Below are 11,504 nucleotides of genomic sequence, written 5' to 3'. Positions count from 1 at the left end.
CGTCACTCAGTCCAGCCAGGCCCTGGTGACGGCCTGCACCGCGGAGCCGTCGAGGTCGGCGAGTTTGAGCGCGGCGAGCGACCGCGCGGCGTCGGAGGTCTGCACCCGGAACGGAGGCCGTTCGGCGCCGAGCACGTCCACCACGACGGCCGCCGCGTCCGCCGCGCTCTGCGCCTGCTCGAAGAGCTGGGCGGTGGCGCCCAGGTAGGAGTGGAACGCCGCCTCGTAGGGACCGGCCCGCTCGATGAGCGCGGGCACGGACGGGGCGAGCCGGGTCACGAACTCGCTGGCCACCGGGCCCGGTTCGACGACGGTGACGGTCACGCCGGTGCGCGCGGCGACCGGCGCCAGTGACTCCAGGAACCCTTCCAGGGCGAACTTGGCGGCGCAGTACGCCTCGTTGAAGGGCTGCCCGATCAGCCCGCCGAGGCTGGACACCGCGATCAGCCGCCCGCCGGTCGCCCGCAGGTGTGGCAGCGCGGCCCGGGTCACCTCCACCACACCGAGGAAGTTGGTCTCCAGTACGGCGCGGAAGGCGTCCACGCCGATCTGCTCGACGGTGCCGAGCCGCCCGACCCCGGCGTTGTTGACGACCGCGTCGAGCCGACCGTATGTGTCGACGGTCTCCTTGACGGCGGCGGCGACGGACTCCGGTTCGGTGACGTCCAGCCGGACGGTCCGCAGCCGCCCGCTCACCCCGGCGGCGTCGGCGGCGGCCCGCAGGGCATCACCGCGCGCCGGGTCCCGGAGTCCGGCGACGACCTGGTACCCGGCGACGGCGGCCCCGACGGCGGTGGCCAGACCGATCCCGGAGGAGGTGCCGGTGACAAGGACAGGGGTGAGGTCGTCGGTGCGGGGGCCGGTCATGGGATCTCCTGCGGTGGGCGGGGCGTGTGGACGGCACGCTGCCACCGCCCGGGGAAGCGGCCAACCCCTAGATCCCGGCGCCCCTCCCCAGCTTCCCCCCGTGTTCCCGCCGGGCCCTTGACAGGGAACAGGTCGAGCGCCAAGTGACCGTGATTGCTTATCAGTTGGTGTTAGCTTGCGGCCATGAGACCGGTCTTTGACATCATCGCGCTGCGCAGTCTCGTGGCGGTGGCGGACGAGGGCGGATTCCGCCGGGCGGCCGAGTCCCTGACCCTGAGCCAGTCCGCGGTGAGCCAGCATGTGCGGCGGCTGGAGAAAACCCTGGGCCGTCCGGTGGTGGAGCGCAGCGGACGCGCCACCCGGTTCACCCCGGCGGGCCGGCTGCTGCTGGACGAGGCGCGCGGCATCCTCGCGGCGCACGACGAGGCGGCCCGGCGGCTGCTCGGCGCCGAACCCACGACCGTGGTGATCGGCTCGGCGGAGCATGTGGCCGACCAGATCCTGCCCCGTGTCACCGAGGCGGTGCAGCGCACGCTGCCGAGCTGTCAGGTCCGGTTCCGTATCGACCGCTCGGCCCGGCTGGTGGCGGCCGTCGACCGCCGGTCGGTGGATGTGGCGGTGTATGTCACGGAGGCGGTCGCCGTGGACGGTACGCCGGTCGGCGGGCTGCCGCTGAAGTGGTACGCGGCGCCCGGCTGGAGTCCGCCGCCCGCTCCGGCGCCGGTGCCGCTGGCCGCGATCGAGGAGCCCTGCGCGGTCCGCCGCCAGGCCCTGGACGTGCTGTCGGCGCACGCCATCCCGGCGTCGGTGATCTGCGAGGCGGGCTATCTGACCGGGGTGCTGGAGGCGACCCGGGCCGGACTCGGGGTGGCGCTGCTGGCGGCGACCGCCCGCGGCTACGACGGTCTGGTGGAGTACCCCGCGCTGCCGCGCTCCCCCGCGATCCGGATGAGCGCGCACGCCCGGCCGGGCGCGGCCCCCGCGATGGTGCGGGACGTGGTGGACACCGTCCGCGCGCTGCTGACCCGTATGGACGCCCCGCTCCCGCCCCCGGCGGACGACCTCACGGACGCCCAGTGGGCGGCGGTCGAACCGCTGCTCCCGGTCGGCGAGCGGGGCCCGTACCCCGGGGGCCTGCGGGCCCAGTTCGACGGTGTGCTGTGGCGGTTCCGCACGAACAGCCCCTGGCGCACCCTGCCGTCCCGCTACGGCGCCTGGCAGACGGTCCATCACCGCTTCCGCCAGTGGGCGGAGGTGGCCACCTTCACCCGTCTGCTGGCCTCCCCGCCCCCACCCGGCACCCCCCACTGGCCGACGTCCCTGCACCGGGCGGCGGCGGAGGAACGCGTGTTACGGACCCGGCGCACCGCACGCCGGATCGACGGCCCGACCGGAGCCTGACACCGGACGGGACGAAAGGCCGTACGGCGAGGGAGCGCGGGATGTTTGACTGGTCCCCATGTCTTCCTCCCTGGGTGTGTCCCGTCCCGACCAGGCCGCCTACATGCTGCGGGCCGCCGAGCGTGACGCCGGGCGCGCGTACAAGGCGCGGTTGCTCGAACTGCTGGACGTCCGTGCCGGGCACACCGTGCTCGACGTGGGGTGCGGGCCCGGTACGGATCTGCCCGCACTGGCCGGACGGGCGGGCGCGGACGGCACGGTGATCGCTGTCGACCGGGACCCGGTCATGCTGGCCCGTGCGCGGGAGCGGACGGCGGACCTGGCCGGGGTGGAGTTCCGCGAGGGCGACGCGCACGCCCTGCCCGTGGCGTCCGGCGTGGTGGACCGGGCGCGGACCGACCGGATGCTGATGCATGTGGCGGACCCGGCGGAGGTGCTGGCCGAGTTGTACCGGGTGACCCGGCCGGGGGCGCGGATCGCGCTGGCCGAACCCGACTGGGACACGCTCGTGGTGGACTCCGGCGATCTGGAGACCAGCCGCGCGTTCACCCGGTACACGGCGTCGGTGGCGGTGCGGAACGCCACGATCGGGCGGGCGCTGCCCCGGCTGGCGCGGGGCGCCGGGTTCCAGGTGGAGACCGTGTTCGCCGAGACCCCGCACTTCACGGATGTGGCGGAGGCCGACTACGCGTTGGGGCTCGGGCGGAACATGGAGCGGGCGATCGACGAGGGGCGGGTGGCGCGGGAGCGGGGGCGCCGGTGGTTCGAGGGGCTCTTCCAGGGGCCGTTCTTCGCGTCGTTCACGCTGGTGGCGGTGGTGTGCACCCACCCGGGCGGACCCGGACCCGCGATGACCCCGGAGGCCGCGGCCCGATGACGGGCCCTCACCCGCAACCGCCCTCCACCGACGGCGACGTCGAGCGGCTCGCCGCCCGTGCCCGTGCGCTGGCCGAGGGCGCGCCCCGTACCGTCATCGGTCTGGTCGGGCCGCCCGGCGCGGGCAAGAGCACGCTGACCGAGGCGCTGGTGGGCGCGCTGGGCCCGGACACCGCCGTCCTGGTGCCGATGGACGGCTTCCACCTCAGCAACGCGGTGCTGGAGTCGCTCGGCCGCCGGGACCGCAAGGGCGCACCGGACACCTTCGACGCCGCCGGGTACGCGGCCCTGCTGCGGCGGCTGCGCGCACCCGGCCCGGATGTGGTGTACGCGCCGTCCTTCCGCCGCGATCTGGAGGAACCGATCGCCGCCGGGGTCGCCGTGCCGCCGACCGTCCCCCTCGTTTTCACCGAGGGCAACTATCTGCTGCTCGACACCCCTCCCTGGCACCAGGTGCGCCCCCTGCTGGACGCGGCCTGGTACCTCCAGCTGGACGACGGGGTCCGGCTGGCGCGGCTGATCCGGCGTCATATCGCGTTCGGCAAGTCCCCGTCCGCCGCCCGCGCCTGGGCCGAGGGCAGCGACCAGCGCAACGCCGCAGCGGTCACCGCCACGGCCCACCGCGCGGACCTGGTCGTACAGCTGTGACCGGGCGTCAGCGCTAGGGCAGGGACAGGTCGATGGCGCGGTCGAGGGCGTCCGGGCGCAGCACGCGCAGGATGCCTTCCAGCAGGTAGTAGTCGGCGTAGGGCAGGGAGATCTCGACGCCGTCCTCGGCGGGGCGGTTGCGGGTGCAGCGGGCGACCACCGCGTCCGCGCGGGCCGATCTGCGGGTCAGACAGGTCTCGGCGAGCGCGGTGAGGATCCGCAGCGCGGTCTGCCGGTAGGCGTCCCGGCCGGTCGCGGCGGCCAGGTCGAGCAGCCCGCACGCCATGACCGCCCCGGCGGAGGCGTCCTTGATGTCGTACGGCTGCTGGGGCGCGAGGTAGTCCCAGACGGGGACGTGGTCGGCGCCCAGCGCGCCGGTGGCGTAGTCGGCGAGGCGGCGGGCCGTGGTGAGGAACTGGGGGTCGCCGGTGCGCCGGTAGAGGGTGGTGAACCCGTACAGGCCCCATGCCTGGCCGCGTGACCAGCAGGAGGTGGGGCTGTAGCCCTGGACTGTCTGGGGGCCGATGGGGGCGCCGGTGTCGGGGTTGAAGTCATAGACGTGCGGGGTGGAGCCGTCGGGGCGCGGGAACACCCGCTGGGTCGTTTTCGCGTGCTCGACGGCGATGTCCAGGTAGGCGCGGTCACCGGTCTGTCCGGTGGCGAAGGCGAGCAGGTCGAGGTTCATCATCGTGTCGATGATCACCCGGCCCGCGTTGTGCGGATCGTCCAGGCCGCCCCAGGCGCGCAGGAACCGGCCGCGCGGGTTGTAGCGCCGGATCAGGGTGTCGGCGGCGCGCAGGGCGCCGGTGCGCCAGGCCGGGTCGCCGGTCAGCCGCCAGGCGGTGACCCAGGACGGGGTGAAGAGGAAGCCCAGGTCGTGGGTGGTGGTGTCGTGCTGGCGCGGGGCGAGGCGGCGGGCGGCGTCGACGGCGAGGTCCCGGAAGCGGGTGTCGCCGCTGTGGAGGTGGGCCATCCAGAGGGTGCCGGGCCAGAAGCCGCCGACCCAGTCGCCGTTCTGCGAGTAGACCCACTTCTCGAACCGGGTGCCGACGGGGAAGGCGCTCACCCCCGGTGCGACGGCCCGCAGTTTCTGCACCGCGTAGTCGGCGGCGGAGCGCAGGACGGCGAGTTGGGCGGCCCCGGCCCGTGCGGGGGCCGGGGCCTGCTCACCGGTCTCCGCGGCGACGGCGGGGACCGGTAAGGCGGTGGCCGCCGTGGTGGCGGCCGTGACCGAGAGAACCGTGCGTCGGGGGATGCTCATGGGTGTCCTCCCACAGGGCGGGGCCACGGAGACGTCGAGCGAGTTTGACATGCCCACCGCCACCATGGACACCCATGTGCGCGATGTTCAACTATGTGAACAGCACGGTCCGTTCAGAGCATCGCAAGACCCGGGTCGTGGAGCACCGCGGCGATGTCGGCGAGCAGCTGAGAGCCCTGCCGGCCGTCGATCAGCCGATGGTCGAAGGACAGCGCGAGCTGGGTCACCCAGCGCGGCTCGATCCGCTCCGCGCCCGACGCGTCGGTCACCACCCACGGGGCCCGGCGGATGGCGCCCAGGGCGAGGATGGCCGCCTCCCCCGGGTTGATGATCGGCGTTCCGGTGTCCACCCCGAACACCCCCACGTTGGTGAGAGTGATCGTGCCGCCCGTCATCGACTGCGGGCTGGTCCGCCCCGACCTGGCCGTCTCCGTCAGCTCGGCCAGCGCCTGGGCCAGTTCGCGCAGCGACATCCGGTCGGCGTGCTTGATGGTGGGCACGATCAGCCCCCGGTCCGTCGCCGCGGCGATCCCCAGATGCACATCGTGCTTGAGGACGATCTCCTGCGCCGCCTCGTCCCAGCTCGCGTTGGCGTCCGGCGTGCCGCCCAGCGCCAGCAGCAGCGCCCGCGCCACGAACAGCAGCGGGGTGACCCGCAGGGCCCGGAACTCCCGGCGGGCGGCGACCGTCTCGCGCAGCCGCATGGTCGCCGACACGTCCACGGTGATGAACTCGGTGACATGCGGCGCGGTGAACGCGGAGGCGACCATCGCGGCGGCGGTGTGCTTGCGCACCCCCCGGATCGGGACCCGGGTCTCCCGGGTCCTCGCGGGGGCCCCGCCCTCCGCCGGGACGGGGGACGGCTCCGCGGCGGCCCGGCGTACGTCGTCGCGGGTGACCGTGGCGCCGGGCCCGGTCGCGGTGACCGTGGCGAGGTCCACGCCCAGGTCCTTGGCGAGCTTGCGGACCGGGGGCTTGGCGGCGGCCCGCCCGGTCGGCACGGCGGCGGACACGGACCCCTGGGGCGTGGTGGCCGACCCGGTCGGCACGGCGGCCGACGGCGGCCCCGGGGGCGTGGCGCCGCGCCGCCGTCGCCGCCCGCCGCTCCCCTCGCGCGGCCCGTAGCCCACGAGCAGGGGCTCCCCGTCGCTGTCGGCGCCGCCACCGCCGACCGGCGCGGCGGCCGGGGAGACGAGGGTGACGAGCGGCTGCCCGACCGGGAGGGTCTCGCCCTCGGCGGCGTGCAGGACGGCGACCACCCCCGCGTAGGGGGACGGCAGTTCCACCGCCGCCTTGGCGGTCTCGATCTCCACGAGGGTCTGGTTGACCTCGACGGTGTCACCGACCCGCACGGACCACTGGAGGATGTCGGCCTCGGTGAGTCCTTCGCCGACGTCGGGCAGCAGGAAGACATGCTCGTCCATGGTGACCGGCCCCCTTTCTAGTAGCTCAGGCTGTGGTCGAGGGCGTCGAGGATCCGGTCGACCCCCGGGAGCCAGTCGGCCTCCAGCCGACTGGGCGGGTACGGCGTGTCGTAGCCGGTGATCCGCAGCACCGGCGCCTCCAGGTGATGGAACTCCTCCTGCTGGAGCCGGGCGGCGAGTTCGGCGCCGAAGCCGTGCGACAGCGACGCCTCATGGGTGACCAGCGCCCGCCCGGTACGGTGCACCGACTCCCGTACGGTCGTCATGTCCAGCGGCGACAGACTGCGCAGGTCGACCACCTCCACGCTGTGGCCCTCCTCGGCGGCGACCCCGGCGGCCTCCAGCGCCAGGGCGACCGTCGGGCCGTAGGCGAGGAGGGTGGCGTCGGTGCCGGGCCGGACGATCTGCGCCCGCTCCAGCGGCGGCGGGGTGCCGTCGATGACCTCGCCCTTGCCCCAGTAGTGCCGTTTGGGTTCCAGGAAGACCACCGGGTCGTCGTCCGCGATGGACTGACGGAGCATGTCGTACGCGTTCTGCGGGGTGGAGCAGGTGACCACCTTCAGGCCCGCCGTGTGCGCGAAGTACACCTCGGGGGACTCGGAGTGGTGCTCGATGGAGCCGATGCCGCCGCCGTAGGGGATACGGATCGTGACCGGCAGGGTGATCAGGCCGCCCGAGCGGTGCCGGAGCTTGGCGAGCTGGCTGACGATCTGGTTGACGGCCGGGTACACGAACCCGTCGAACTGGATCTCGCACACCGGTCGGTAGCCGCGCATCGCGAGGCCGATGGCGGTACCGACGATGCCCGCCTCACCGAGCGGCGAGTCGACCACCCGCTGTTCGCCGAAGTCCTTCTGGAGTCCGTCCGTCACCCGGAACACCCCGCCGAGCCGTCCGATGTCCTCCCCGATCAGCAGCGTCTTGGGGTCGCCGTCCAGGGCCGCGCGCAGCCCGTTGTTGAGGGCCTTGACCATGGAGATCCTCATCGGACGGCTCCGCTCTCCTGGCCACCGGCCACGGAGTCGAGGTGGTCGGCGAGCTGGCGCCGCAGTTCGTCGGTGAGGGTGGCGTGGGTGTGGGTGAAGGGCGTCGACGGGTCCGGCGCGGGCAGTTCACGGCACCCGGCCCGCAGGTGCTCGGCCAACGACCGCTCCTGGTGCTCGACATCGGCGAAGAACGCGTCGTCGGCCAGGCCGTTCGCGGTCAGATGGCGGCGCAGCCGGTCCAGCGGGTCCTTGGCGGCCCACTCCTCGTCCTCGCTGGACGGCCGGTAGCGGGTGGCGTCGTCGGCGGTGGTGTGCGCGTTGACCCGGTAGGTGACGGCCTCGACGAGGGTGGGTCCGCCACCGGAGCGGGCCCGGTCGAGGGCCTCGGTGGTGGCGGCGAGACAGGCCAGTACGTCGTTGCCGTCCACCGCGATGCCCGGGAAGCCGAAACCGGAGGCGCGCTGGGCGACCGGCACCCGGCTCTGCACCCGGAACGGCGCGGAGATCGCCCACTGGTTGTTCTGACAGAAGAACACCACGGGCAACTGCTGGGCGGCGGCCCACAGGAACGCCTCGTTGGTCTCGCCCTCGCTGAGCGCACCGTCGCCGAGGAACACCAGCACGGCACTGTCGCGGCTGTCGTCACCGGTCGCCACGGCCCCGTCCCGGACCAGGCCCATCGCATAGCCGACGGCGTGCAGGGTCTGCGCGCCGATGACCAGTGTGTAGAGCTGGAAGCGCCGTTCGAAGGGGTCCCAGCCGCCCAGCGTGGTGCCCCGGAAGAGCCCGAGCAGGGCGACCGGGTCCAGTCCCCGGCAGCGGGCCACCCCGTGCTCCCGGTACGTCGGGAAGACCATGTCCTGGTCCCGGAACGCGTGCGCGGCACCCACCTGGGCCGCCTCCTGACCGCGCAGGGACGGCCACATGGCCAGCTCGCCCTGCCGCTGGAGCGCGATGGCCTCCGCGTCCAGCCGCCGGGCCAGGGCCATGTCCCGGTACAGGGCGGGCAGATCCGCCCCGGTGGGCGGCGCGAGCCGCCCGTCGGGTTCCAGCACCCCCTCGGGCGACAGGAATTGGATCGGTCCGTCCACCACCGTGGCGGCTGCGGCGGACTTGGCTGACTCTCGTGGCATCGCGGCTCTCTTCTCGGCTACGGCGGGATGGACGGCGCCGGCCGACCGGAACCGGCAGGACAGGGCCGGGTGATCGACCGGCGCCGGGCCGGGGGCACGGGGTGGGGGGCCTGTGACGCGGCCGGCCGGTCCCCTCCGGGCAGTCGCCCTCGGGTCCCCGTGGACGACCACAGTCGGCATCCGCTCCGACAGGCCGCAATTAAGCTGCACGGAAATTGACACGGACGCAAAGAACAGGACGCCGGACCGCGCTTCCGCGCAGGAAATCCGCGCATCCTGGACCCTGCGCGATCCGCGTGCCCGTCCCACGACCCCAAGGCGGCCCCCATGCCCGGTACCGAACACGTCGACAGCGTCGACAGCATGATCATCGACCTGCTGGTGCAGGACGGGCGGCGCACGGTCACCGAGATCGCCGACCACGTCAGCCTCTCCCCGTCGGCCGTGAAGCGGCGGATCGACCGGCTGGAGCGGGTCGGCGTCATCGCGGGCTACACGGTGATCCTCGACCACGACAAGCTCGGCTCCGGCTTCGAGGCGTTCGTGGAGCTGCGCTTCGCGGGGGACGTCGAGGTCGAGCTGATCACCATGGCCGCGACCAGCGTCCCCGAGGTGCTGGAGGTGTTCACGGTCGCGGGCGACCCCGACGCGCTGGTACGGGTGCGGGTGTCGGGCGTCCTGCATCTGCGCGAGGTCATCGACCGGCTGCGCCGGGCGGGTCCGGTGATCGGGACGAAGACACTGATGGTGCTGGGGGCGTGGCGCCGGGACGGCTGAGCGGACGGCGACCCGCTGGTCCGGCGGCCGGTTCCCCACCCACCCGGAAGTTTGCCCAGTAGGCACATCGATTTGCCTCCTGGGTTGACTTCCGCCGCCCGTCCGGCGCACGCTGAACGTGTTCCGTCCGCAGGCGGTACCCCGAGACAGGGAGGCATGAGCACATGTCCGTGTCGACGCACGGCCCCGACGCCCAGGATCTGGACGACATCGGCGAGCTGGACATACCCCGGCTGGCCGACGCGAAGGACTCCGTGGCGGCCGAGCGGCAGCACCGCAAGACACAACTCGCCCTCGCCTTCCGGATCTTCGCCCGCTACGGCTTCGACGAGGGCATCGCGGGCCACATCACCGCCCGCGACCCGGAGTTCCCGGACCGCTTCTGGGTCAACCCGTACGCCGTGCACTTCTCCCGGATCAAGGTGAGCGATCTGCTGCTCATCGACGAGGAGGGGCGGGTCGTGGAGGGCGAGCGGCGGACCAACAAGGCCGCGTTCTGGATCCACTCCTCGATCCACCGGGCGCGGCCGGACGTCACCGCCGTCTGCCATGCCCACACCCTCCACGGGCGGGCGTTCGCCGCGCTCGACAAGCTCCTCGACCCGATCGTCCAGGAGTCCTGCGCCTTCGCGGGCGACCATGTGCTGTTCGACGAGTACAAGGGGCTGGTGCTGGAGCGGGCGGAAGGCGAGCGGATCGCCGAACGCCTCGGGGGCGCCCGCGCGGCGATCCTGCGCCACCACGGGCTGCTGACCGTGGGGCGGTCCGTCGAGGAGGCCGCCTGGTGGTTCATCACCATGGAGCGCGCGGCCCAGATGCAACTGCTGGCCGACGCGGCGGGCACGCCCCGGATCATGAGCGACGAGGAAGTACGGCTCGCGCACCGCCAGTTCAGCAACGCCAATATGGCCCGGCACAACTTCGCGCTGCTGGCGGACCTGGTGACGGAGGAGGAACCGGACGTCCTGAAGTGACGCCGGTCCTGACGCGGCGCGCCCGTCCCGACGTGGCGCCCGTCCCGACGTGGCGCCCGTCCCGACGTGGCGCCGGTCCCCACGTGGCGCCCGTCCTTACGTGACGCCGCCGCCATGAGTCCGGCCGCCCCCGCCCAGCCCTATGTACCGCCCTCGCCGCAGACGGAGACACCATGTCCATCCAGCGCCTGAACCCCGCCGCCCTCGCTCCCCCGGTCCAGGGCCTCTACAGCCATGCGGCGACCGGCCGGGGCCGTCTGGTCGCCATCGCCGGGCAGATCGCGCTCGACGCGGACGGCGGGCTGGTCGGTCCCGGCGACCACGCGGCCCAGGCCGAGCAGGCGTTCCGCAACTTCCGGGCCGCCCTGGAGGCCGCGGGCGCCGCCCCGGAGCATCTGCTCAAGAACACCATCCATGTGGTGGGCCACAGGCCGGAGTTGATCGGTCCCGTCTTCGCCGCGGGGGCACGGGCCTTCGACGGGGTGTGGCCGGTGTCGGCGAGTACGTTCCTGGGCGTGGAGAGCCTCGGAATGCCGGAGTGGCTGATCGAGGTCGACGGCTTCGCCGTGGTCCCGGACTGAGCGAGGACCCGGCGATCCCGGGCGACCGGGCGCCGGACCCGGTCAGTGACCGGACGGCCGCCCCGTGGCCAGCGGAGCCAGTCGGCCGGTCCGGCGCCGGGCGGTGCGGGAGTGGCCGTCCGGGCTCCCGGAGCCGGTGGCCGGGGGGCGCGGTCGGGCGCCGGACGGCAGCGCCGCTTCGAGATAGCCGCGGATCGTGTCACGGCTGCGGGTCAGCGAGGCGATCTGGTGGTCCATCTCGGCGAGTTCGTTCGCCAGGCGTCCCGCCAGTTCGGGGCTCGGTACCGGGGTCAGCTCCGGTCCGGCGCCTTCGAAGCAGGGGATGATGACCTTGATGACCCGGGTGGACAGTCCGGCGTCGAGGAGGGTGCGGATCTGGGCGACGCGCTCGATGGCGCACTCGTCGTACTCCCGGTACCCGTTGGACAGCCGGGCCGACATCAACATGCCCTGTGCCTCGTAGTAGCGCAGGGTCCGGGTGGACGTTCCGCTGCGCCGGGCCAGTTCGCCCACCCTCATCTGCCGCACATCCTTCGCCGTCGGATCACTCGTCATGCGCCACGCCCGTACCGGGCC

12 protein-coding genes are annotated in these 11,504 nt (G+C 73.5%); 6 read left to right on the top strand and 6 right to left on the bottom strand.

The window, feature by feature from the left end; genetic code table 11:
- Window positions 1-6: 6 nt before the first annotated feature.
- Window positions 7-867 (bottom strand): SDR family NAD(P)-dependent oxidoreductase, encoded by an 861-nt coding sequence (locus tag AB0D49_RS27955; RefSeq protein WP_362762283.1) that lies wholly within the window; start codon window positions 865-867, stop codon window positions 7-9.
- Between the two features lie 183 nt (window positions 868-1,050).
- Here AB0D49_RS27955 and AB0D49_RS27950 point away from each other — a divergent pair, with 183 nt between their 5' ends.
- From AB0D49_RS27950 to AB0D49_RS27940, 3 genes are read left to right on the top strand one after another with little or no spacing between them, the layout of a single operon-like run.
- The gene (locus AB0D49_RS27950; protein ID WP_362762281.1) at window positions 1,051-2,268 is read left to right on the top strand and encodes a transposase; all 1,218 of its coding nucleotides are present in this window, start codon (window positions 1,051-1,053) and stop codon (window positions 2,266-2,268) included.
- 58 nt (window positions 2,269-2,326) lie between these two features.
- On the top strand, window positions 2,327-3,145 hold the full coding sequence (locus AB0D49_RS27945; protein ID WP_362762279.1) for a methyltransferase domain-containing protein: 819 nt from the start codon (window positions 2,327-2,329) through the stop codon (window positions 3,143-3,145).
- Window positions 3,142-3,792 (top strand): nucleoside/nucleotide kinase family protein, encoded by a 651-nt coding sequence (locus tag AB0D49_RS27940; protein ID WP_362762277.1) that lies wholly within the window; start codon window positions 3,142-3,144, stop codon window positions 3,790-3,792. Before AB0D49_RS27945 ends, AB0D49_RS27940 begins: the two co-directional genes overlap by 4 nt.
- Before the next feature lie 13 nt (window positions 3,793-3,805).
- On the opposite strand, the gene AB0D49_RS27935 is transcribed toward AB0D49_RS27940, so the two are convergent.
- The 4 genes from AB0D49_RS27935 to AB0D49_RS27920 form a co-directional block, all read right to left on the bottom strand.
- Entirely contained in the window at window positions 3,806-5,053 is a 1,248-nt protein-coding gene (locus tag AB0D49_RS27935; protein ID WP_362762275.1) for a glycoside hydrolase family 88 protein, read from the bottom strand.
- A 113-nt stretch (window positions 5,054-5,166) separates the two neighbouring features.
- Window positions 5,167-6,477 (bottom strand): dihydrolipoamide acetyltransferase family protein, encoded by a 1,311-nt coding sequence (locus tag AB0D49_RS27930; RefSeq protein WP_362762273.1) that lies wholly within the window; start codon window positions 6,475-6,477, stop codon window positions 5,167-5,169.
- A 17-nt stretch (window positions 6,478-6,494) separates the two neighbouring features.
- Window positions 6,495-7,463, bottom strand: coding sequence for an alpha-ketoacid dehydrogenase subunit beta (locus AB0D49_RS27925; protein ID WP_362762271.1), 969 nt, complete (start codon window positions 7,461-7,463; stop codon window positions 6,495-6,497).
- Entirely contained in the window at window positions 7,460-8,596 is a 1,137-nt protein-coding gene (locus AB0D49_RS27920; protein ID WP_362762269.1) for a thiamine pyrophosphate-dependent dehydrogenase E1 component subunit alpha, read from the bottom strand. Before AB0D49_RS27920 ends, AB0D49_RS27925 begins: the two co-directional genes overlap by 4 nt.
- A gap of 327 nt (window positions 8,597-8,923) precedes the next feature.
- Between AB0D49_RS27920 and AB0D49_RS27915 the strand changes: the two genes are divergently transcribed.
- From AB0D49_RS27915 to AB0D49_RS27905, 3 genes are all read left to right on the top strand, one after another.
- On the top strand, window positions 8,924-9,373 hold the full coding sequence (locus tag AB0D49_RS27915) for an Lrp/AsnC family transcriptional regulator (protein WP_362762267.1): 450 nt from the start codon (window positions 8,924-8,926) through the stop codon (window positions 9,371-9,373).
- A gap of 164 nt (window positions 9,374-9,537) precedes the next feature.
- Entirely contained in the window at window positions 9,538-10,347 is an 810-nt protein-coding gene (locus tag AB0D49_RS27910; protein WP_362762265.1) for a class II aldolase/adducin family protein, read from the top strand.
- A 173-nt stretch (window positions 10,348-10,520) separates the two neighbouring features.
- Complete coding sequence (locus AB0D49_RS27905) at window positions 10,521-10,928, top strand: RidA family protein (RefSeq protein WP_362762264.1); 408 nt, start codon at window positions 10,521-10,523, stop codon at window positions 10,926-10,928.
- Window positions 10,929-10,970: 42 nt separating this feature from the next.
- Here AB0D49_RS27905 and AB0D49_RS27900 read toward each other — a convergent pair whose 3' ends face one another.
- Entirely contained in the window at window positions 10,971-11,483 is a 513-nt protein-coding gene (locus AB0D49_RS27900) for a MerR family transcriptional regulator (RefSeq protein WP_362762262.1), read from the bottom strand.
- Window positions 11,484-11,504: the final 21 nt, after the last annotated feature.

Source organism: Streptomyces sp. NPDC048290, from assembly GCF_040652095.1.
GTDB lineage: Bacteria > Actinomycetota > Actinomycetes > Streptomycetales > Streptomycetaceae > Streptomyces.
The sequence above is the reverse complement of the archived record's forward strand: the minus strand, read 5'-3'. Positions and strand labels throughout refer to the sequence as shown.

What these genes read in the sequence shown, in the direction of transcription:
- AB0D49_RS27920 (WP_362762269.1), bottom strand. Translation starts at nt 8,596, where the DNA reads ATGCCACGAGAGTCAGCCAAGTCCGCCGCAGCCGCCACGGTGGTGGAC.
- AB0D49_RS27925 (WP_362762271.1), bottom strand. Translation starts at nt 7,463, where the DNA reads ATGAGGATCTCCATGGTCAAGGCCCTCAACAACGGGCTGCGCGCGGCC.
- AB0D49_RS27940 (WP_362762277.1), top strand. Translation starts at nt 3,142, where the DNA reads ATGACGGGCCCTCACCCGCAACCGCCCTCCACCGACGGCGACGTCGAG.
- AB0D49_RS27945 (WP_362762279.1), top strand. Translation starts at nt 2,327, where the DNA reads ATGTCTTCCTCCCTGGGTGTGTCCCGTCCCGACCAGGCCGCCTACATG.
- AB0D49_RS27910 (WP_362762265.1), top strand. Translation starts at nt 9,538, where the DNA reads ATGTCCGTGTCGACGCACGGCCCCGACGCCCAGGATCTGGACGACATC.
- AB0D49_RS27905 (WP_362762264.1), top strand. Translation starts at nt 10,521, where the DNA reads ATGTCCATCCAGCGCCTGAACCCCGCCGCCCTCGCTCCCCCGGTCCAG.
- AB0D49_RS27950 (WP_362762281.1), top strand. Translation starts at nt 1,051, where the DNA reads ATGAGACCGGTCTTTGACATCATCGCGCTGCGCAGTCTCGTGGCGGTG.
- AB0D49_RS27955 (WP_362762283.1), bottom strand. Translation starts at nt 867, where the DNA reads ATGACCGGCCCCCGCACCGACGACCTCACCCCTGTCCTTGTCACCGGC.
- AB0D49_RS27935 (WP_362762275.1), bottom strand. Translation starts at nt 5,053, where the DNA reads ATGAGCATCCCCCGACGCACGGTTCTCTCGGTCACGGCCGCCACCACG.
- AB0D49_RS27900 (WP_362762262.1), bottom strand. Translation starts at nt 11,483, where the DNA reads ATGACGAGTGATCCGACGGCGAAGGATGTGCGGCAGATGAGGGTGGGC.
- AB0D49_RS27930 (WP_362762273.1), bottom strand. Translation starts at nt 6,477, where the DNA reads ATGGACGAGCATGTCTTCCTGCTGCCCGACGTCGGCGAAGGACTCACC.
- AB0D49_RS27915 (WP_362762267.1), top strand. Translation starts at nt 8,924, where the DNA reads ATGCCCGGTACCGAACACGTCGACAGCGTCGACAGCATGATCATCGAC.